The organism is Paenibacillus sp. 32352 (genome assembly GCF_002042965.1).
Classification (GTDB): domain Bacteria; phylum Bacillota; class Bacilli; order Paenibacillales; family NBRC-103111; genus Paenibacillus_S; species Paenibacillus_S vulneris.
The window spans coordinates 239,689-260,469 of sequence record NZ_MZNT01000005.1 but is presented as its reverse complement, the minus strand read 5'-3'; the positions used below and the strand labels follow the sequence as shown (position 1 = coordinate 260,469).

The window sequence follows — 20,781 nt, the reverse complement described above, 5'->3', positions numbered from 1 at the left end:
TGTGGGGGGTAATTTGATTTGTTTCAGCAAATGGGCGGCCGATAATTTGAAAAAAAGGCCGATTTATGCTATAATTGAGTTAATTTCGAGGGAAAAGGAGGTGAATGTGTATGTTATCTCGCGTTATCTCGTCCAATCGTTGGTTATCTTTGATTTTGATTGTAGTGTTCATGCTGTTTGCTACACCTACACCCAGCCTGGAGTCCAATGTAAGCGAATCGGCACGCACGTCGGTCCAACAAGGAGTCGAATATTTTTCGAGCAAAGCTACCGTACGCAAGCTCAATTCATCCTCAGAAGCGATGCGATGGAGCATGCTCTTCTCCGTGCTTTCCTTTCTTTTGGCAGGTTTGGTTAGAGTTATACGCCGCATTTGTTCAGAAACCCACCTTACGTTTCAACCCCTGATTGCCCGCCGACTCCTTCGGCAGAAGTTAACCCCAATCAAATTCACTTCCCTCTTCGTTTAATTTCCAGAGTTATCTCACACTGTTTTTTCTCATAGATACCGTTGCTAAAGCCATTTTTTTAAGCATCATCCCAATGGTTTCTTTGTGATGTTCAAATTTGTCCTTCACTATATCTTAGAATCCTATATCAGGCTTAGTACCCGAGCTCTATAGCTTCTTTTTGCGAAAAAAAGGGAGCTATGAGGGTCTGTTTGCTGCTGCCTGAAAAACCAAATATAAGGAGGATGGTGGAAGTATGACCATTCGTGAAACGGATCTCCCCGGAATCGGCAAAAAATTTCAGGTGACGACGCGAGGCGGAGAGAAGCTTGTCATTGTCGTCCATGACGAAGGGAGACGCGAATGCTTTCATTATGATCATCCCTTGGCGGATGAATATGTGTCCATGATTTCCCTTGATGACGATGAGGCGCGTTTTGTGGCCGGCATTATCGGGGGGATGACCTACAAGCCCAAGGCGTTGGAAACGATAGAAATGGCGCTGGATGATTTAATCATTGAGTGGTATCGGGTGGAAGCGGATTTTGCTTCCGTCGGAAAAACAATCGGGGAGCTTGATATACGCCAGGCATGCGGAGTTACGATTATTGCTGTCGTAGAGAAGCTTTCGGGAGTCAAGCAGATCAACCCGGGACCCGATATCGTGCTTGCTGCGGATTCTATCCTGATCGTAGCTGGAGAGAGGAGGCAGCATAAGCAGTTTAAAACAATTTTGACGAATGGATGTGATGGAACGAATGAACTACATCGTATTTGAAATTGGCATAGCGATTGCGCTCATCGCCCTGTCCGGATTGCTGTCGGCGAAGCTTCGTTTTTCCGTCATTCCGTTTTATATTCTGGTGGGTATGGCCGTAGGGCCGCATTCCTTTGAAATATGGCATATTGATCTCAGATTCATCTCCAGTGCGCCGTTAATTGAATTTTTGGGAAGAATCGGAGTCCTGTTCCTCTTGTTTTATTTGGGACTGGAGTTCTCGGTGGGGAGGCTGATTCGTTCCGGGAAGTCCATTGTTGTCGGAGGCACCATCTATATACTGATCAACTTTACTCTTGGACTGTTATTCGGCTTCATGGCCGGGCTTCCTCTGCTGGAGCTGCTTGTTGTAGCGGGCATAACGACGATATCGTCGAGCGCAATAGCGGCCAAGGTGCTGGTCGACTTAAAAAGGACGGCTAATCCCGAGACCGAGATGATTCTTGGCATCATTATGTTCGAGGATGTATTCCTGGCCATCTACATTTCCATCATCTCCGGTCTGATCCTAAGCGGCTCGTCTTCACTTGGCGGGATTCTTCTATCTGCAAGCATTGCCCTCGGCTTTATGCTGTTTGTATTGATCGTGGGCCGCAAGGCGGTTCCGTTGTTGAACCGGATGCTCAATATTCGATCTAATGAGCTGTTCCTGCTTGTGATTTTCGCGGTGCTGTTTGTCGTCGCCGGCTTCTCCGAAACGATTCATGTAGCAGAGGCGATAGGCGCGCTTCTCGTCGGCCTCGTGTTTGCCGAAACGGAGCATCGCAAACGAATCGAGCATCTGATCCTACCGTTTCGCGACTTTTTTGGCGCCGTCTTTTTCTTCAGCTTCGGTTTGACGATTGATCCCACTACCCTTGGGGGTGCGGTATGGCTGTCCCTCGTAGCGGTGCTGCTGACGCTGGCAGGTAATTTTGCCGCAGGGTTATGGGCGGGTCACAGTGCAGGGCTATCCTCGAAGGCAAGCATCAATATCGGCTTCACCATCGTCGCCAGAGGGGAATTCTCGATCATTATGGCGAACCTGGCAAAGGCAGGGGGCCTGCTGCCGGTCATTCAGCCCTTCGCAGCCTTGTACGTGCTGATTCTTGCCGTCATTGGACCGCTGCTGACGAAAGAGACGAAGCATATTTACCGTATTCTGGACCGGGTATTCCGTCTGTCCGCGAGGGAGGGGCAGAAGGAACGAAGAGAACAGGCGGTTACTCCCGATAGATGAACCTTTGCTGATCGTCCGCAAGAAGCGATTTCTAACTCATGATAGTGAGGGGGAATTCCATTGAGACATATGAAGGACGTCCTATGGGGTCTTGTCCATGATTCCACATGGAATCGGTTGGTAACCATTCAAACGGGCTGCGCGGAAGAAATTATGGAAGCTATCCGGCGAACATTCGGGCGGGAGGCGGAGATTACAGCTGCCAGGAATAACGGGTACGGGGTGACTATCAACACGTTGAGGCTAGTGATATCCCGGCTGGAAGAAACGGAACTGACCGATCTGATTATGCAAATCGACGTTGAAGCGGTTGTTGATGCTGTTCCGGCTTACGGAAGGGAAATGAGAAGGGGGAGATGGAAGCGGCATACCAAGAGCGACTTGCCTGACGTATCCAAATATGGAAATGAGCTGTCGGATTAAATAACGAAGAACCTTAGCCGGACTTAAGCGGCTAAGGTTTTTTTAACAGTATAGCATTTATAAATTTTGGGGCTCATGGTAAAGTACCTCAATCGTCCTCGAGGCCGCGGCCCCTTCAGAATGTCAGCCTTATTTTAAATCCCGGTAGACGATTTTCAGACCGATGACTTCGCCTGTCTTTGCATTGACGTCGGCGTAGCCTTTATAAAAATAGCTGCAAGCACCCCATACGAAGCAATACTTCGCAGATATGTCCTTGCCGTCGATGAAGTAAGGCTGTTTGACCACAAACCGGTAGCTAACTGTATCTATCTCATCAGGAGCGGGATGGTCCGCTAATATGGCCTCGGACTGATAGTGGGGAAGAGAAGGGAAAAAATGTCCCTCTGATCTTGTTTCGTCTGCATCTTGTCCCGGCAAATCGACGGGCTTGGCCCATCCCGCATGGCCCGCCGAGATTTCTTTGATAGACAGAACGACCCCGGGAAGCTCCCGGCTTAACGTGCTCTGTAGAGCAAAATGGATCCGTTGATCCAGACTATGTCTAACGATGAAAATAAGCAGAAGTCCAATAAGCGGAGTGCACACTATAGTCTTCCAGTTGAATTTATAGCGTAGAAGCAGCAGCAGGAAGCAAGCCAGACTCAGAAGCATGACCATGCCTGCGGTAGAATAGAACAGCAGAGGATGATTCGTATTATGAAGCAAATAATAGAAGAGTATGACGAATGCCAGCAGCAAAACCCACGTAACGAATAAGCCGCTTCGTTTGCCCATATAAGTACTCCAATCAACTAAGAATCGAATGATCAAAAGAAAGCTATCCCAATTCCTGAACCCCACCATCATAACACGTCCCCATTTCAAACGGCAATCAGGAAATGCCATTGGCTGTTTGCCCCGAGATATTGTACGATAGGTAGAAAACGGAGCCGAGAAGGAGGGAACGGTCCGATGAAGCGCTTTGCAATTCCTTTTTTCCAGAATGCGGTCAATTGGAAGATTAAGCATAAAGTATTTTCACTCATTTCTTTAATCATGGCGGTCTGTTTCCTCATCACCTATTTTTCCCTGCAATATGCTTATTCGATCTACGACGAGCAGCTTTATTCCAAGTCGTCACAGCTCCTCAACTTATCCTCCAGCGGAATTGAGAACGAGCTGAAGAAGATGGACCGGCTGTCGTTCAGTATTGCGACGGATTCGCAAATTCAAAGCCTGCTGCTCTCCATCACCCCGGATACCCCGGAGTTTGAGAAGCTGCGGCTGCGCTCGTATATATCCGACAAGCTGGTTCAATACGCAGGCTATGAGAAATATATTTACTCCATCGAGGTTACCGATTTGCTGGGCGAGCAGGCATTGGCGGGCCAATCGTCCACGGTATCGAAGGAAAAGAAGCAAATCATATTGGATGAATCGGCCAAAGGGTCCGGGGAAATCCGCTGGATTCTTCCCGACTCGGAGGATACTAATCTGATAGCCGCGCGGGAAATCCGGTCCTATCAGAACCAAAACTTCAGTCTCGATAGGATCGGTACAGTGGTGCTGCGCATCCGGTTCGAGAAAATCGTAGATGACGTCATAGCGGGCACGGAGCTGAAGAACGGAGAGATGCGTATCGCTTCCGGAGACCATATCATCTACCCGACCAAGCCGGATGATGACCTGAGCTCCTTCGTCCCGGTTACTGACCAATGGCATCATAACTATGAGATCAAGCAGTTCAACGGCCGTTCGTACTTCTGGACGCAGATTCAGTCAGGCTATTTGGGCTGGGCCTACCACAGTCTGGTTCCCTATGATACGATTTTTCAAAAAATCATCCTGATGAAACGGTTCCTCCTTTTCGGGTTTATCGTCAGTCTGCTTGCGGTGATGGCTGTCGCCATTAATTTTGCAAGAAGTCTGACCCGGCCCATTGAAGACTTGATAGGCCGCATGAAGCAGGTGCAAAAAGGGGACTTCAGCCTGACCGAATCGGACTCGGCGGACACGATCGCGCTGCAAATGGACGAGGTGGGTCAGCTGCACAGAACGTTCCGTATCATGATGCAGCAGATCAATGAACTGATAACCGAAAATTATGCCAAGCAGCTGACCATTAAAGAGACTCAATTTAAAGCGCTTCAGGCGCAGATTAATCCGCATTTTTTGTATAACACGCTGGAATCGATCAACTGGCTGGCCAAGACGAACGATCAGCCGCAAATTTCCAAGATGGTCGAGGCACTAGGCTTTTTGCTCAGGAGCTCGATCAGCATGAGGGAAACCCTGATCACGGTGGAAGAGGAATTGGAGATCGTGATGTGTTATATTACGATTCAGAAATATCGCTTCGAGGAACGGCTGATGTTCGAGATGGACATTCCGGAAGAAGCCAAGCAGCTGAAGCTGCCCAAGCTGACGCTGCAGCCCCTGCTGGAGAACTCGATCCATTATGCGCTCGAGCAGATGCTGGAGCCGTGCCGCATTCGCATTTATACAAGAAAAGAGCCCGGCAAGATGATCATGGTCGTAGAGGATAACGGACCGGGCATGAGCGCGGCCCTGCTGGAGCAGGTGAGAAGGGGCGAGGCACGGACACGTGGGAGCGGCATCGGTCTGAAGAACATCGAGGAGCGAATCAAATTGGCTTATGGTGAAGATTACGGCATCCGGCTGGATAGTCAGCAGGACCATGGGACAAGCGTCTCCATCATCATTCCGGATGAAACGAGGGATTAACATGTATAAAGTATTGCTGGTCGATGATGAGCGAATCATTTTGGACGGCATATCGAAGATTGTCAAATGGGAGCAAGCCGGTACGGTGCTTGCAGGAACGGCACGCAACGGAATAGAGGCATATGAGAAGATTGAGGAGGACCCGCCGCACATCATCATCAGCGATATCAAAATGCCGGGAATGGACGGGCTTCAGCTTGCGGCGAAGGTATCCTCTCAATATCCGCATATCAAAATCATCCTGCTCTCCGGCTTTGGAGAGTTTGAATATGCCCAATCCGCGATTGAATACGGAGTGAAGCATTATTTGCTGAAGCCGTGCAATGAGAACAAGATCATGGAGGTTCTCGAGGAGCTGGTCTCGGAGCTGAATCAGGAACGGCAGAGCGAGCAGTTCATAAGCACCATGAAGGAAGGCTTGGCTAAAGTGCTGCCTCACGTGAAGGAGCAGTTTCTCAAGGAATTCGTGACGAATAAAACGTACGGAAACCGGGACTGGGAATATTTCAGTCACTTATTCCAGCTGGATTTGGGCGACCGCAAGGTGAGATTGATTTTGTTCCATCTCGATGGCCCGTTCGAATTCGAGCATCTGTTTGCGGTGAAAAATATAGCCGAGGAGCTGTTGGAGAACAATGTGCTGAGCTCGACGGTCGGCGATCATGTGCTTATCGTCGTGGAGGATACGATTACGGTAAGTGCTTTACAGGAACGAATCGGTCAAATTCGGGAGACCTTTCTGAAGTACTATAAGATCGATTTGACTATAGCATTAAGCGAGGCAGGGGAAATTATACAGGCCCGCAGTTTATACAAGCAAACGCTGGAATGCTTGAACTACCGCTTTTATCTCGGTGAAGGCAGCTTGATTACGAAGTCGGATGTTGTCGGGCTGGGCCTAACAGAAAGCGACGAGCTCGGGTTTAACGAGGACAATTTGATCATGCAGATTAAGACGGGGAACCGTCAGGAAGCGGCTCATGAGATCGAGCTGTTCTTCCAGCGGCTGTCGGAGCTTCGATCGGATATTACAACGGCCAAATCCTATGTGATTCAGCTCTTTATGGAGATGATACGGCTCGGAGACTCTGAGAATATGCACCGATATATGGATAAAGTCGTGAAGCTGATGCAGCTGGATACCCTGCAGGCGATTCAGACGTTGTTCAAAGAAACGGCGGAAGAGATCGCTTCGAGTCATTATGAGCAGACGAAGAGCAAGCACAGCGCTATCGTGAGCAAGGTCGTGGATATTATTAACGAGCATTTGGCCGATCCCGAGCTGTCACTGAACTGGGTGGCTCACCAGATGCTGTATATGAATCCGGATTATTTGGGGAAACTATTCAAAAAAGAGACCGGAGAAAAGTTTTCCAACTATGTGATGAGGGTGCGGATATCCAAAGCTATCGATCTATTGCATCAAAAATCAGACATCAAAATCTTTGAGCTTGCCGAACAGCTCGGCTTCGGGGACAACCCTCAATACTTCAGTCAGGTATTTAAAAAATATGCAGGATGCTCTCCATCGGAATATTTGAAAACGACGTAACGTTTTTTCTGCAATATCTCTGTTTTTTAAACAAGGTTGACGGTTTTTTGAATTCTTTTTCCTGGTCCAAAACGAGATAATAGCAGTGTGAAGACGAAGAACAGGGGAGGAAATAGAGATGAAGAAAGCGTTGCCAATGGTGCTGTCGTTGTCGATGATTTTAACCGCTGCAGGTTGCGGAGGAGCGGCTTCCAACGGGGATGCCGGCAAGAAGACGGATGCGGTGAGCTCGGGCTCCGGTACGGACAGTAAGGATCCGGTAACCTTGCGTATTGCATGGTGGGGCGGTCAGGCAAGACACGATTATACCCTGAAAGTAATAGAGCTTTACCAACAAAAGCATCCTAACGTAAAAATCGAAGCGGAATACGCGTCATTCGACGATTACTGGAAAAAGCTCGCTCCACAAGCGGCTGCTAACGGATTGCCGGATATCATTCAAATGGATATGTCGTACTTGAGCCAATTCGGCGGCAGAGGCCAGCTGGAGGATCTTCGTCCTTATACGACCATCGGCAAGCTCGATATGAGCTCAGTGAACCCGAACACGCTGAAAAGCGGCGAGTACGACGGCAAGCTGTACCAGATTCCTCTGGGCGTGAACGCTCTCGGAGCGACGGTTGACCCTGATATGCTGGCTAAAGCAGGTGCAAGCATGCCTGCCAAAGACTGGACTTGGGATGACCTCGATGCCTTGGGCGCCAAGCTGAAAGGCAATGGCAAAATCCTGATGGACTATTTGCGATACGATGTCTTCTTCCCGTATTACCTTCGTACAGTAGATCAAAAAATGTATAGTGCAGACGGTACCAGCCTAGGCTATACAGATGATAAACCGTTCATTGATTACTTCAAGCGTTACCAAAAAATGTATGATGCCGGTTACTTGCTAAGCCTGGATAAGCTGGCTCAAAAGAAATCCACTCCTGAGGACGACGAAATGGTTCTCGGCAATGCATTCGGCAGCTTCGCATGGTCCAACCAATACGTAGCATGGTCGGCTGCGGCCAAGCGGAATACGGATCTGATTCCGATTCCAGGTCCAAACGGCAAGAAAGGCTTGTTCTTGAAGCCTAGTATGGGCTTCTCCATCACGAAAAACTCGAAGCAAAAAGACGAAGCAGCCAAATTTATCGACTTCTTCATTAACGATATTGATGCTAACAAAATCATTAAAGGCGAGCGCGGCGTACCAATCTCCTCCAAGGTGAAGGAAGCGCTGAAGCCTAGCTTGACTCCGGCTGAAGCCAAAGTATTCGATTACGTAGCTTGGGCTGAAAATAACAGCAGTCCTATGGATCCTCCGAACCCAGTCGGTTCTGTTGAAGTAGAGAAGCTGTTGAAGGACTTGAGCGAGCAAATTTTGTATAAGAAAATTTCTGTAGAAGATGCTGCGGCGAAGTTCCGTAAAGACGCCAACGCGATTCTGGCCAAAAACAAAAAATAATCCAAGAAGCGGATCAAGACAGTCTCCTGCGAGAAGTCTGGTCCGCTTTTTTTCATCTCACCAACGGATTTTTGAACAAAGCCGGAGTCTGTTTTTTAAACAAAATGAACGGTTTTTTGCATTCTTCTAGGAGACGCCAGTCTTTATAATGAAACTATAGAGTTAAGAGAAGAACAGCAAACTACATGCATAGGGGTTGAATTCCATGAAGCTGCGGGACAACAACAATGTCGTCGGATACGTGTTTACCGCTCCGTTTATCATCGGCTTTCTCATCTTCACGTTGTATCCTATTCTATCATCATTGTACTACTCGTTTACCGAGTATAACTTGATGGAAGCTCCCCGATGGATCGGGTTTGATAACTATATCAAAATTTTTACGGATGACGACAAAATATGGAAGTCATTTCAGGTTACATTTACTTACGTGTTCGCCAGCGTCCCTCTCCGCTTAGGCTTCGCGCTTCTGGTAGCGATGCTGTTGAATAAAGCGGCGCGCGGGATCGGCGTGTATCGTTCGGCCTACTATCTTCCGTCCCTGATCGGCGGCAGCGTCGCTGTCTCTATCATGTGGACGCAAATATTCGGCGACAAAGGGCTCCTGAACTCCTTCCTTGGAATGATAGGGATCCACACGGAAACGTCCTGGATCGGAAGCCCGGGCACGGCATTATGGACGTTGATCGCCTTATCGGTATGGCAATTCGGTTCTTCCATGCTGATCTTCCTTGCAGGCTTGAAGAACATCCCGGCATCCCTGTACGAAGCAGCCAGTGTCGATGGAGCGAACGGCATCTACAAGTTTTTCAAAATTACGCTTCCGCTGCTTAGCCCGATCATTTTGTTCAACCTGATCATGCAGACGATTTCCGCTTTCATGACCTTTACACCGGCCTATATCATATCGCGAGGCGAAGGCGGACCGCTCGATAACACGTTATTGTATTCCTTGTACTTGTACCGCAGAGCGTTCGTATTCTTCGAAATGGGCTACGCTTCGGCTCTTGCTTGGATCATGCTCATCATCATCGGGGTCATAACACTCGTCATCTTCAAATCATCCAAGTACTGGGTGCATTACGAGGCGAAAGGAGACAAATAAGATGGCTGGAAGCAAACAAATTTCAAACGTCTTCTATCACTTGATCGTAGGCTTACTGGCATTGCTCATGCTGTATCCGATCATTTGGCTGGCGGTAAGCTCGCTGAAGCCCAACGATGAAATCTTCTCCCAGGCTTACAGCTTGATCCCCAGTCGTCTTGAATTCGTTAACTACGTAACGGGCTGGAAGGGATTTGCAGGCAACAGCTTCGGCACGTTCTTTAAAAACTCGTTCATCATCGTTATTATTTCGACGATCGGCGCTGTCGTTTCTTCTGCGCTCGTTGCTTACGGCTTGGCACGAATCCCGTTTAAGGGAAGCGGTTTCTGGTTCGGCTGCGTGATGATGACGATGATGCTGCCGCACGACGTTACCGTGATTCCGCAATACGTTATGTTCGCCAAGCTGGAATGGCTGTCTTCGTTCAAGCCGATTATCGTACCGAACTTTTTCGGAGTTCCGTTCTTTATCTTCCTGATTATGCAGTTTATCCGTACCATTCCGCCAGAAATGGATGAAGCGGCCAAAATGGACGGCTGCAACAAATATTCAATCTTTTTCCGGATTATCGTTCCGATGATTATTCCTTCGCTGGTTACGGCAACGATCTTCCAATTTTATTGGAAATGGGACGATTTCATCAATCCTCTGCTGTATTTGAACAAGCCTTCGCTGTATCCGGTTTCCTTGGCTTTGAAGCTGTTCCTGGACGGAGAATCGATTAACAACTGGGGTGGAATGTTCGCGATGTCCACGCTGTCGCTGCTTCCTATCGTTATTGTGTTCTTTATCTTCCAAAAATATATCGTCGAGGGTATCAGCACCAGTGGTTTGAAAGGGTAAAAATGAGTCTAAAAAACTTGAGTCTGTTCGGAGCATCCGGCAGACTCTTCTACTTAGAGGAGGAGTTATGGATATGCCAGCACTTATTTATGACGAACAAGAAATCAGAACGATGATCGATCGTGTCGTTCGCCGCACATTCCAAATGGATTTTAACTGGGATTGGCCGGGCGGAGTCGCTTTCTACGGTGTGGCGGAAGCTTATGAAGCGACAGGGAACCAGGAATATATCAAGCTGCTGCAGGCTTGGGTGGACGAGCAGCTGGAGGACGGTTTGCCGAAGCTGACCGTAAACGGAGTTTCCATTGGTCATTCGCTTCTAAGCTTGTATAAGGCGACAGGGGAGCAAAAGTACCTGGATTTTGCCATCCAAATGGCGGATTTCCTGAAAAATGACGCAGAGCGGTTTGCAGACGGTATTTTTCAGCACACGGTGAATTCCGAGGACTATAACTTCCCGGAGCAAGCCTGGGTAGACACGATGTTTATGGCGGGGTACTTCCTGGTCCGAATCGGAACCCTATTAAACCGCAGCGATTATTTGGAGGACGGCATCAAGCAGTATCATGGCCATGAAGACTTTTTGCAGGACCCTTCGACCAATCTGTATTATCATGGCTGGGATAATCTCGCCCAGAGCCATATGTCCGGTATTTATTGGGCCCGCGGCAATTCCTGGGCGGCGATCACGATGGCTAGAGCCTTGAAGTTAATTCATGTGACCCATCCATCCTTTATGGTCATTGAAGGCTCCTTACGGGATCAGCTAGCTGCTCTGGTGCGGCTGCAGTCGGATTCGGGGCTATGGCATACGGTGCTGAACGATCCGGCCTCCTACACGGAAACATCCGGCTCGGCCGGGATTGCCGCCGCATTGATCTCGAGCGGAAAGATGTACAACAAGTATGTCAATAAATCCATTACAGGCATATTGGGGCGCATTGACGAGGACGGATCGGTGAGAGGCGTTTCTGCCGGAACGGCTGTCATGCGCGACGCAGAAGGATACAAAGGGGTTCCGTACAAACGGGTACAGGGATGGGGCCAAGGCTTGGCGCTGGTCTTCCTGTCATCGCTGTTGACGCGGCAAGAGTGGTAATGAACAGGGGAACAATGCCGGCTGAAAGCTGGTAGATTGTAGAGAAACCTGTAGAGCTTGAACTATTGCCAATACATTCCGATGGGGTATGCCCCTCCAGCCGCTGTTGAAACCCGTGAAATAAGATTTATTTAATGGTATTTTCACGGGTTTCAAAGGCGGACGTAAACTCCTCCGAGGCATACCCCACCTCCATATGCAGCAAAGTTCTCGCAAAAAAGAGTTTCTCAACAATCTGATGCCGGCTGAAAAGCCGGCATTTTTGTGTTCGAGGGTAGGGGCCCATCCTATTTTTTTGGAGCCGCTATGCGGACGCCCTATCCATCTGATAAGGGTGACGTATGATATATCAAATTCCGAGGAGGTGGTTTCCTGTGCCGATCAAGAACGGAAAGCAGTATGTCGATCGTTTGAATAAATCCAATGCGCATGTTTGGGTCCGTGGAGAGCAGGTGAGGGGTCCTATAACGAGCCATCCTGCTTTTCGCGGACTTGTCGCTACCCAGGCCTTATTGTACGACATGCAGGGACAGGACGAATATAGGTCACGGATGACTTATACGTCTCCGACATCCGGCGATCCGGTAGGGCTATCTTTTCTTAGACCCGAATCGAAGGCTGATCTGGAGAGGCGAAGAGTCATGATGTCGCTTTGGTGCGATCGCCATCACGGATTGTTGGGCCGCGCACCCGATTATATGAATACCGCCATCATGGCGTTCGGCGCAGCAGCGGATCTGCTGAAGGAGAACCATCCGCAATATGCCGAGAACATGAAAAAGTACTATGAGTATTGCCGGGAGAACGATATTACGCTGTCCCATGCGTTTATCCTCCCGCCAACGGCAAGAATGTCAAGCTTCTTGCGGACCTTGGAGGAGCCGGATGCCCCGAGGGTTATCGAGAAGACGAAGGAGGGGCTTGTAGTTAGCGGAGCCTTTTTGCTGGCAACCCAAGGGGCTACAGCGGATGAAATCCTGATCTTCCCGCCGGCGCTTCCTTCGTTTGCCGAAGAGAATCCGCATGCTTTCGCCTTTGCGATACCCAATAACCTGCCGGGCCTCAAATTGATTTGCAGAGAGAGTCTGGTCGCAGGCGATTCGGAAGCGGATTATCCACTTAGCTCCAGGTTTGAGGAGATGGATGCGTTAGTGGTGCTGGATCATGTCGTCGTTCCCCTTGATCGTGTGTTTGTATACGGGGATGAGGTGGTGCTTAACCAATTTATCGAACAAAGCCATTTCCATACCCATGCTACGCATCAAGTGCTTTGCAGGTGCATCGCCAAGACGGAATTAATGCTTGGAGTTGTCGAATCCATTATCCAGGCACTCGGGCTCCGTGCCTATACGCAGGTTATCGAGAAAGCAGCGGAAGTGATGACGATACTGGAAAGCTTAAAGGCATTGCTGATTGCTTCAGAGGCTCTCGCACAACCGGATCAATGGGGGACTATGCTTCCGAATCCAAGCTCTCTCTATGCGGCAAACTGTCTGTATCCTAAAGTGATTCCGCGCTTAATGGATATTGTTCAGCTGCTTGGAGCCAGCGGCCTGGTGATGATTCCTAACGATCAGGATTTCAAGTCGGAAATCGGACCGGATTTAGCAAGATATTTAAAAGGGATCGAAACGGATGCGCAGCTCAAGGTACGCCTGTTCCGGCTGGCATGGGAGCTAAGCACCAGCTCCTTTGCAGGAAGGCAGAGCTTGTACGAGAGGTTCTTCTTTGGGGATTCCGTAAAGGTGTCCTCGCGGCTGTACAATAACTACACGGATAAGGATGTTCTTGCGGAGAAAGTGAAGAGTATGCTGAACTAATGCTGCCCAGATAGATGAGCTATCAAACCTCCCCAGGAAGTCAAGTCATGCGAAGGGGAAGAATAGGCTAGCAAGCTAGTTTTGGATTGGATAAAGGTCGGATTGCCTGGGAGCCGGTCATTCCCGGTATTATGGTGCCTGTCAGCTTCTTTCCCAGAAGAATGTGGCAAGGGGACTTTCGGATTCCGGCTGTATGGCCGGAACTGCGACCGCTCCGGCAATCGGACGTTCGACAATTGTGGTGGTTCCGCGCTCAGCGCCATCTGCCATATTGATATTTGAAGTAGCTTACGAAAAGCAGAATGGCCGTTAGGATATGACAAATCATGCCTACAATTGGAATCCATGCGATGCAGGAGGTAATGATACCTGCGATACTGCCGTGGATATCCTTGTATTCCTTTAAAGCCAGCACGAGGGTAATAATATGAAGCACAAACATAACAAACAAAGGCGTGTAGCTGAATCCGATGACAATGGACCCACCCAAAAGCGGGATTCCCAAGATCCCTTCCAGTAAAGCTGTTACAAGCATAGCAATTCTTGCATTACTCATGGTTTGCACCCTTTCCTTACATTTTGGCCCAACGCTTCTGATGATTCGGTCTTCCTGTTTCAAATTCCTCTATCTGCGAATAAAATCTTATTAAATTCCCAAGAAGCGCCAGTTGAACACGTTAACATGATATAATAGAGCGATTACATTACGGGAGGATTCATTACCTATGGGGACTATATTTCTTAAGGATGGGGCTGTGCCTCGCTCCCTCAGGATCGCCTTTTTGGGGGACAGCATAACCGATAACGGACGATATATTGCGTTTTTACACGCTTATTTTGCCCAGTATATGCCGGAGCAACACCTGACATTCATCAATCTTGGCGTCAGCAGTGAAACCGCTTCAGGACTTAGCGAGCCGGAGCATCCGTTTCCTCGGCCTTGTATTCATGAGCGAATAGAAGCTGCGCTTAGAGAGAGCCGACCGGATTGGGTTGTCGCTTGCTACGGGATGAATGACGGCATCTACCATCCCTTATCGGAGGACCGCTTTGCAGCGTATCGGAGCGGGATGCTGTCGCTGGTACATAAGATCAAGCAGGCCGGTGCCAAGGCTATTGTGATGACGCCGCCTCCATTCGATGTCAAATCGATCAAACGGGAATTGGCGGAACAGCCTGTCGGGGAGGAAGCAGCCTCTTCCTATAGCTGGAAAAACCCTTATGTCAAGTATAATGATGTTTTGAAAGCGTATGCGGAATGGTGCCTGACTCTTCAGGACGAAGTGGATGCAGTCGTTAATATTTATGATCCGTTGGCCAAGGATTTTGAGCAGGCTCATGCGCAGAATCCGGATTATTCTTCCGGAGACGGCATTCATCCGAATGCAAGGGGACATTGGGTTATTGCCCGAACCTTGCTGGGCCGTTTATTCAATATTACATTGGAGCGGGTACCGGAGTATGTATCACAGCCGGAAAGCGAGCAACCTCAATGGTTCAGGCTGGTCCTTGAACGTCACCGCATGCTGAGTGCAAGCTGGAAGGAGCATGTTGGCCATACGAATCCCAACAAAACGCAGGCGCTTCCATTGGCTGAAGCTCTCGCTAGAGCAGCGGAGCTGGATTTGCAGATCCGAGGCGCCGTAACTGAGTACAACAGGGTTCACCTGAAGACCTTTTCCGAGTGGAAAGGATACCGGCGTACGGATACTGTCTTCGAAGGGCGGGAGGCCATCATCATTGAGCCGAAAGCCGCTGCCGCCGGACAGCCTTGGATATGGAGAACGGAATTTTTTGGCGCTTTTGCCTATGCCGACAGGGCGCTGCTCGAGCAGGGCTGGCATATTGCCTATTACAGAATCAGTCATATGTACGGATGTGCCGGAGCTGTGGAGCGGATGCGGCGGTTCCACACCTATGTTATGGGGCAGTTTAGCCTTGGAGACAAACCGGCATTGTTCGGCTTTAGCCGCGGCGGGCTGTATGCGGTGCAATATGCGGCCGCTTATCCGAGTGATGTCCTGGCGCTTTACCTGGACGCGCCTGTCCTTGACATTTCCAGCTGGCCTGGAGGGAGAGGAAAGGGCAAGCGGTCACTCCAAAACTGGGAGGACTGCCTGGCGGTATACGGCTTAACCGAATCCACCGTAGAAGCTTTTAAAGGCAATCCGCTGGACAAGGCAGAGATCTTGGCCAACGCGGGGATTCCAATGCTGATTGTTGCGGGGGACGCGGATGAAGTGGTTCCATTAGAGGAGAATACGGCGGTGTTCGAGAGAAAGCTGAGCCAGCTCGGCGGTCAGCCGCAGGTGATCCTGAAGCCCGGTGTCGGGCATCATCCTCACAGCCTGGAGCAGCCGGAGCCCATTGTTGAATTTGTTCAATCTGCTTATACGAGAGCACTTCATCTACAATAACAAACAAAGAACGCTCCGAAACTGGAGCGCAGGGTTGTTGAGAAGCCTTGTTTTGCGAGAAATATGCTACATATGGAGGTGGGGTATGCCTCGGAGGAGTTTACGTCCGCCTTTGTTCTCGGGAAACACCTGCAAGAAAATATATTCAAGTTTCCCGAGAACAACAGTGGCTGGAGGGGCATACCCCACCGGAGTATATTGGCAATAGTTCAAGCTCTTTAGGGTTCTCACCAAACAAAAAACGCTCCCGAAACCGGAGCGTTTTTTGTTCTACATCGAACCCATAGCCATCTTTCCTTGAGAATGACGGTACAATTGGTCGTAGTAGCCTTGCTTTTCAAGCAGCTGAGTATGATTTCCTTCCTCTACGATTTCTCCCTGCTTCATCACAATGATACGATCCGCCTGCATAATCGTTGACAGCCGATGGGCAATGACGAGCGTGGTTCTGCCGGCGGAAACGACATTCAGCGCCATTTGGACCAGCTGCTCCGTCTGGGAGTCGAGATTGGCGGTTGCTTCGTCGAGAATGAGTATTTTCGGCTGGAACACAACAATCCTTGCAAAAGAGATCAGCTGCCGTTCACCGGCAGACAGCCCGCTTCCTCTCTCCGAAAGCTGCGTATCGTAGCCGTCCTTTAACCGCTGAATTAGCGAATCCGCTCCTACGAAGGTACAGGCTTCAATGACTTGCTCGCGGCTGATCGATTCATCGAACAATCTTACATTGTCAATGATGCTTCCTGAATAGAGAAACGGTTCCTGCTGAACAAGGCCGATGATCCGGTGGAGCTGCTCCTGCGGAATGGTCCGAATGTCGGTGCCGTCAATGAGAATGCTTCCCTTAGTTACATCATAGAATCGGCATAGAAGGCTCATCAGCGAGCTTTTGCCTGCGCCGGTCGTTCCTACGATACCGATCATTTCCCCTGCACGGATATGCAGATCCAGATCGCGGATAACCGGAATGCCTTCCTGGTAACCGAATTGAACGTGATTATAATCGATTTGGCCCTTAACCTCCGCCATGTTGATTTGGGCAGGGGATTCAGCATCTTTAATATCCGGTTTCACCGAGAAAATCCGGTACAGCCGGTCCATGGAGACCGTCGTGGATTGCAGCGTGTTCCATTGCTGGGTAATGGAGTTGATAGGCTGGAAAAACTGCCGAATATACGTTATGAACGCATAAAGAACACCGAATTCTATAGAATGATGGAATACCGCCATGCCCCCGATCCATGTCAAGAAGGCGACGGATAAGTTGCCCAGAATGTCAAATGAACGGTTAAACAGCACATTGGTGCGAATTTCCCGAAGATTCGCCCGGTAGTACCGGGTGTTTTGTTCCGTAAACCGCTTATCCTGCTCCTTCTCCTGGTGGAATGCCTGAATCAAATTCATGCCGGCCAAATTTTCGGCTACGAAGGCGATCAAACGGGACAGCTGCGTGCGCGCGATCTGGTAGGTTTTGCGCATATAAGAGCGAAAGCCGATGGCTATAACCGCGATAATAGGCAGCAGAAGCATGCTGTATCCGGCCAGTACAGGATCAAGATGGAACATCAGGAGGATGATGAACACCAATGTCATCCCATCCCGGATCAAGCTTAGAAATACTTGAGTGAAGAACTGGTTCAGCGATTCTGTATCGCTCGATACGTGGGTAACGAGACTGCCGCTCTGGAACCGGTCGAAGAACGGCATCGACAGCTTGGATATATGCTCGAACAGCTCTTTACGTATCCGGCCGACAATGTTTTGTCCCGTATACTGCAGCAGATTGTTCTGAATATAGGTGAACACAAGGCTGATGACGGATAGCAGCAAATACACGCCGCAGATCCAGATTAGCATGCTGAAATCGTTCTTGCCGATCAGCAGGTTGTTATCGATCGCGATCTTCACCAAATAGGGCTGGAGCAAATCAGCCGCGATCACAAGCATAGTACAGCAAAAGATTAACAGGAACTTCCAGCGGTGAGGCTTCGCATAAGCCAAAGTGGAACGAAAGGCGGCCCGGCGGTCTTCCTTGCTGACATGGTAAGCGCTGCTGATTTCCTCCTGCGGTTTCATCTTACCGGTTTCCTTCGGCATAACGGGTTCCCTCCTCCTGAATGGAATACAGGGTTGCATAAATTCCGTCCTCCGCCATCAATTGATGGTGAGTCCCTCTTTGAACGATCCTTCCCTCATCCAATACGATAATTTCATCCGCGTGCTTGATAGCGCTGATTCGATGGGCGATAATAATCGTCGTTTTGTTTTTCCGGCCCAAGCGAAGATTTTCGATGATCTTCGTCTCCGTGACCGCATCGACTGCGCTGACGCTGTCATCCAGGATCAGGATGGGCGCATTTTTGATGAAGCCCCTGGCCAGACTCGTTCTTTGCCGTTGACCGCCGGATAAGGTAACCCCGCGTTCACCGAGCTTCGTCTCGAATTGGTCGGGGAATTCCATGATATTATCGTAAATTTGCGCCTGTTTGGCCGCTTTGGCGATGGCATCGAAAGCGGAATCCCTGTTGAAGAAAGCAATGTTGTCTCGAATGGTTGTACTGAACAGAAAGCCGTCCTGGGGAACATAGGCGATATCATTACGCAGACTGTTCAGCGTAAGGCTGCGGATGTCCTCGTTGCCGATCGTAATCGTCCCCGCCGGAGGATCATAGATGCGCAGCAGCAGCTTGACGAGGGTTGTTTTGCCGCTTCCTGTTTTTCCGATGATCCCGACGGTCTTGCCGGGCTGAATGGTCAGGTTAATATCCTGCAAAGCGGATTTAGAGGAATCCGGGTATGCAAACGTTAAACCTTTGATGCTTATCCCTGCAGAATGAAGCTGAAGCGGCTTGGCCTGCGGCTCTTCCTGAATATCCGGCTTCAAATCCAGAAGCTGATTGATTCGCTCCAGCGAAGCCCGGGATCGCTGCATCGTATTGATAACGTTGCCAATTTGTTGAAGCGGGTTCACCATCATGCGCAGGTACAAGGTTAGAGAGACGAAATTACCTAAAGTTATTTGATGCTGAATCGTCAGATAGCCGCCGTACAGAATAGAGACAATCAGAGACAGCGCTCCCAAAAAAGGAAGGATGGCCTGAAACAAAGAGGAGAGCCGGACTAACCGAAGCTGGTTCTCTGTAATGTTGTCGACGGTTTTGCCGAACCGGTTACGCATGATGCCCTCGACCGCGAACTTTTTGGTTACCCGTATGCCGCCGAATTGCTCCTCCGCCGATTCGGTCATTTTGGCCAAAGATTCCTGTACCTTCAGCGACCGTTTGCGAATAAGCGGCCCGAAGTATACGACGACAAAAGGAATGGCGAGAAGTGGAATAATACAGACGAGAATGAGATATAAAGGAATAGCGGATAAAGACATCATGACAATAACCGATACGATAAGGATGACCGCGTTCGTCGTTTGGTTGAAGCCGCTGGAGATGGACTCCCTTACGCTGGTCACATCGTTCATCACGTAGCTTAGCAGCCTGCCGACCCCGTTCTTGGAATAGTAGCTTTCGCTAAGCGTCAGAAAATGCTGGAACAGCCTGCGTCGGGTAACAAATTCAAACTTTCTTCCGAGCCGCATGACGGTGTATTGGCCGAGTCCGGCCAAAATTCCGTATATCAGACCGATTTCCAATAAAAGCACACTGTAATGAACAATGGTGCTCTGGGTGATCCCATCCGATTGCAGCTGATCTGTGAAGTTACCAAGCACCTTCGGATAATAAGATTGCGTGATATTTGCAACGCTGATGAGAACAATAGCCAGTAAATAAAACATCCAATGAGCTTTCAGGTAATCCGCGAGCAGTCGCCGTTGTTTCAATACAATCCACATCCTGTTTGTTTTATGGTCTCGATTTTTTATTATACTTCGGCACACTAAATATTTCACCCGCTCTTAGCATACTTCAGGTGGTATATTCCGAGCGGTACCCTGAGAATAGAAGTATAACAGCTGTAATTCTTCCATTTTCTCCTTTTTACGGCTGTTACAAGGTCCATATGAAAAAAGGACAAAACGGACGAACCAGACCATCCGACTTTGTCCTATATGTAGAAGACATAAAACCATTTACTTCATATCTTTAGAGTGATCATTGCTTGCGCGGTCCTCTCTCTTAAACTCCGGATCCAATGGAATGTGGGGGCTGTTAATAAACGAGCTTGCGGGCGTATCAAAGTAGGAGGAGCTTGCGATGCGTTCCGTGTCTCCAACGAGAACCACCGATGCGCCGCCGACGCCACTTATCTTCATATCACCGACACGAATACACTTATTATTTACGGTCATTTTCAAGATAGACCTCTCTCCTTCCAGAAATGGATGAATACATGGGAACACCCGTCATAAACTACATTAAGGACATTTTATTATAAAGGATGTCGTGTTATGCCGGCTTTAGTTGGAGTGATTAATGTGAATATGATTACCGGAGTATTCAATGTGGGCGACGCTGGAATTATATCTCCAAGTACGTTTAGTACAACATATGCGGGCGGGGGATCGTTCAATTCCGGCAATACGTTGAATATTCACAATGAGCCGACCGTGATCAACGTCTATGATTCGGCAGCATACGAGCAAAGAAGCCTTACCGCCGCACCGAGTATTACGAATATCCAGGAGGAGGGGCAGACATCATGAACTTGTTTATCCAGCAAAACATTGTGATTCATACTTTGAGAATCGAAGCGATATCGAACTCATCGGTCCTTCAAATCGGCAGCGCCGGGATCATCAAACCGATATCGCAGCTGTTTAATACAGGAGGCTTCACGGGGCCTGCTCCGGCTGCCGGAGGATCTGTAGTTCCTTTCATACCCTTATCATCACCCAGATTTTAAGAATCGAGTTGTGGCTTTCCGCAGCATAAACCCGGCAGGTATTG

19 protein-coding genes are annotated in these 20,781 nt (G+C 49.2%); 14 read left to right on the top strand and 5 right to left on the bottom strand.

What is annotated here, in order from left to right; all coding sequences use genetic code 11:
- Positions 1 to 110 precede the first annotated feature (110 nt).
- From B1728_RS35775 to B1728_RS14280, 4 genes are all read left to right on the top strand, one after another.
- A complete protein-coding gene (locus B1728_RS35775; RefSeq protein ID WP_144027865.1) occupies positions 111 to 470 on the top strand; it encodes a hypothetical protein in 360 nt (119 codons plus the stop codon).
- A gap of 235 nt (positions 471 to 705) precedes the next feature.
- Positions 706 to 1,227, top strand: coding sequence for a cation:proton antiporter regulatory subunit (locus B1728_RS14290; RefSeq protein WP_079910895.1), 522 nt, complete (start codon positions 706 to 708; stop codon positions 1,225 to 1,227).
- A complete protein-coding gene (locus tag B1728_RS14285; protein WP_079911059.1) occupies positions 1,208 to 2,446 on the top strand; it encodes a cation:proton antiporter in 1,239 nt (412 codons plus the stop codon). Before B1728_RS14290 ends, B1728_RS14285 begins: the two co-directional genes overlap by 20 nt.
- Positions 2,447 to 2,506: 60 nt before the next feature.
- Positions 2,507 to 2,869, top strand: coding sequence for a YitT family protein (locus B1728_RS14280; RefSeq protein WP_079910894.1), 363 nt, complete (start codon positions 2,507 to 2,509; stop codon positions 2,867 to 2,869).
- A 129-nt stretch (positions 2,870 to 2,998) separates the two neighbouring features.
- On the opposite strand, the gene B1728_RS14275 is transcribed toward B1728_RS14280, so the two are convergent.
- Positions 2,999 to 3,646, bottom strand: a complete 648-nt coding sequence (locus B1728_RS14275; protein ID WP_079910893.1) for a hypothetical protein — start codon at positions 3,644 to 3,646, stop codon at positions 2,999 to 3,001.
- Positions 3,647 to 3,823: 177 nt separating this feature from the next.
- Between B1728_RS14275 and B1728_RS14270 the strand changes: the two genes are divergently transcribed.
- The 7 genes from B1728_RS14270 to hpaB all read left to right on the top strand — a co-directional run bounded on the left by B1728_RS14270 (position 3,824) and on the right by hpaB (position 13,463).
- Complete coding sequence (locus B1728_RS14270) at positions 3,824 to 5,596, top strand: sensor histidine kinase (RefSeq protein WP_079910892.1); 1,773 nt, start codon at positions 3,824 to 3,826, stop codon at positions 5,594 to 5,596.
- Position 5,597: 1 nt separating this feature from the next.
- The gene (locus B1728_RS14265) at positions 5,598 to 7,148 is read left to right on the top strand and encodes a response regulator transcription factor (RefSeq protein WP_079910891.1); all 1,551 of its coding nucleotides are present in this window, start codon (positions 5,598 to 5,600) and stop codon (positions 7,146 to 7,148) included.
- Between the two features lie 118 nt (positions 7,149 to 7,266).
- Positions 7,267 to 8,595 (top strand): ABC transporter substrate-binding protein, encoded by a 1,329-nt coding sequence (locus B1728_RS14260; protein ID WP_079910890.1) that lies wholly within the window; start codon positions 7,267 to 7,269, stop codon positions 8,593 to 8,595.
- A gap of 205 nt (positions 8,596 to 8,800) precedes the next feature.
- Positions 8,801 to 9,700: a carbohydrate ABC transporter permease gene (locus B1728_RS14255; protein ID WP_079910889.1), complete on the top strand. Its 900-nt coding sequence runs from the start codon at positions 8,801 to 8,803 to the stop codon at positions 9,698 to 9,700.
- 1 nt (position 9,701) lies between these two features.
- Positions 9,702 to 10,544 (top strand): carbohydrate ABC transporter permease, encoded by an 843-nt coding sequence (locus B1728_RS14250; protein ID WP_079910888.1) that lies wholly within the window; start codon positions 9,702 to 9,704, stop codon positions 10,542 to 10,544.
- Between the two features lie 73 nt (positions 10,545 to 10,617).
- Positions 10,618 to 11,643 (top strand): glycoside hydrolase family 88/105 protein, encoded by a 1,026-nt coding sequence (locus tag B1728_RS14245; RefSeq protein ID WP_079910887.1) that lies wholly within the window; start codon positions 10,618 to 10,620, stop codon positions 11,641 to 11,643.
- 374 nt (positions 11,644 to 12,017) lie between these two features.
- Positions 12,018 to 13,463: a 4-hydroxyphenylacetate 3-monooxygenase, oxygenase component gene (gene hpaB, locus B1728_RS14240; protein ID WP_079910886.1), complete on the top strand. Its 1,446-nt coding sequence runs from the start codon at positions 12,018 to 12,020 to the stop codon at positions 13,461 to 13,463.
- Positions 13,464 to 13,716: 253 nt separating this feature from the next.
- Here the strand turns inward: hpaB and B1728_RS14235 are convergent, their stop codons facing one another.
- Complete coding sequence (locus B1728_RS14235) at positions 13,717 to 14,019, bottom strand: hypothetical protein (protein WP_079910885.1); 303 nt, start codon at positions 14,017 to 14,019, stop codon at positions 13,717 to 13,719.
- A 169-nt stretch (positions 14,020 to 14,188) separates the two neighbouring features.
- Here B1728_RS14235 and B1728_RS14230 point away from each other — a divergent pair, with 169 nt between their 5' ends.
- Positions 14,189 to 15,880 (top strand): GDSL-type esterase/lipase family protein, encoded by a 1,692-nt coding sequence (locus B1728_RS14230; protein WP_079910884.1) that lies wholly within the window; start codon positions 14,189 to 14,191, stop codon positions 15,878 to 15,880.
- A gap of 270 nt (positions 15,881 to 16,150) precedes the next feature.
- On the opposite strand, the gene B1728_RS14225 is transcribed toward B1728_RS14230, so the two are convergent.
- The 3 genes from B1728_RS14225 to B1728_RS14215 form a co-directional block, all read right to left on the bottom strand.
- Positions 16,151 to 17,956, bottom strand: a complete 1,806-nt coding sequence (locus B1728_RS14225) for an ABC transporter ATP-binding protein (protein ID WP_144027879.1) — start codon at positions 17,954 to 17,956, stop codon at positions 16,151 to 16,153.
- 1 nt (position 17,957) lies between these two features.
- Positions 17,958 to 19,715 carry an ABC transporter ATP-binding protein gene (locus tag B1728_RS14220; protein ID WP_144027863.1) on the bottom strand — a complete coding sequence of 586 codons (1,758 nt, stop codon included), beginning with the start codon at positions 19,713 to 19,715 and terminating at the stop codon, positions 17,958 to 17,960.
- A 249-nt stretch (positions 19,716 to 19,964) separates the two neighbouring features.
- On the bottom strand, positions 19,965 to 20,189 hold the full coding sequence (locus B1728_RS14215; RefSeq protein WP_144027862.1) for a spore gernimation protein GerPD: 225 nt from the start codon (positions 20,187 to 20,189) through the stop codon (positions 19,965 to 19,967).
- 93 nt (positions 20,190 to 20,282) lie between these two features.
- On the opposite strand from B1728_RS14215, the gene B1728_RS14210 reads away from it, so the two are divergent.
- On the top strand, positions 20,283 to 20,537 hold the full coding sequence (locus B1728_RS14210; protein ID WP_079910881.1) for a spore germination protein: 255 nt from the start codon (positions 20,283 to 20,285) through the stop codon (positions 20,535 to 20,537).
- Positions 20,534 to 20,737: a spore germination protein GerPB gene (locus tag B1728_RS14205; RefSeq protein ID WP_079910880.1), complete on the top strand. Its 204-nt coding sequence runs from the start codon at positions 20,534 to 20,536 to the stop codon at positions 20,735 to 20,737. Before B1728_RS14210 ends, B1728_RS14205 begins: the two co-directional genes overlap by 4 nt.
- The last annotated feature ends 44 nt before the right edge of the window (positions 20,738 to 20,781 follow it).

Coding starts and splice junctions, on each gene's coding strand:
- B1728_RS35775 (WP_144027865.1), top strand. CDS start 111: ATGTTATCTCGCGTTATCTCGTCCAATCGTTGGTTATCTTTGATTTTG.
- B1728_RS14290 (WP_079910895.1), top strand. CDS start 706: ATGACCATTCGTGAAACGGATCTCCCCGGAATCGGCAAAAAATTTCAG.
- B1728_RS14285 (WP_079911059.1), top strand. CDS start 1,208: ATGAACTACATCGTATTTGAAATTGGCATAGCGATTGCGCTCATCGCC.
- B1728_RS14275 (WP_079910893.1), bottom strand. CDS start 3,646: ATGGGCAAACGAAGCGGCTTATTCGTTACGTGGGTTTTGCTGCTGGCA.
- B1728_RS14270 (WP_079910892.1), top strand. CDS start 3,824: ATGAAGCGCTTTGCAATTCCTTTTTTCCAGAATGCGGTCAATTGGAAG.
- B1728_RS14265 (WP_079910891.1), top strand. CDS start 5,598: ATGTATAAAGTATTGCTGGTCGATGATGAGCGAATCATTTTGGACGGC.
- B1728_RS14260 (WP_079910890.1), top strand. CDS start 7,267: ATGAAGAAAGCGTTGCCAATGGTGCTGTCGTTGTCGATGATTTTAACC.
- B1728_RS14255 (WP_079910889.1), top strand. CDS start 8,801: ATGAAGCTGCGGGACAACAACAATGTCGTCGGATACGTGTTTACCGCT.
- B1728_RS14250 (WP_079910888.1), top strand. CDS start 9,702: ATGGCTGGAAGCAAACAAATTTCAAACGTCTTCTATCACTTGATCGTA.
- B1728_RS14245 (WP_079910887.1), top strand. CDS start 10,618: ATGCCAGCACTTATTTATGACGAACAAGAAATCAGAACGATGATCGAT.
- B1728_RS14235 (WP_079910885.1), bottom strand. CDS start 14,019: ATGAGTAATGCAAGAATTGCTATGCTTGTAACAGCTTTACTGGAAGGG.
- B1728_RS14230 (WP_079910884.1), top strand. CDS start 14,189: ATGGGGACTATATTTCTTAAGGATGGGGCTGTGCCTCGCTCCCTCAGG.
- B1728_RS14225 (WP_144027879.1), bottom strand. CDS start 17,956: ATGAAACCGCAGGAGGAAATCAGCAGCGCTTACCATGTCAGCAAGGAA.
- B1728_RS14210 (WP_079910881.1), top strand. CDS start 20,283: ATGCCGGCTTTAGTTGGAGTGATTAATGTGAATATGATTACCGGAGTA.
- B1728_RS14205 (WP_079910880.1), top strand. CDS start 20,534: ATGAACTTGTTTATCCAGCAAAACATTGTGATTCATACTTTGAGAATC.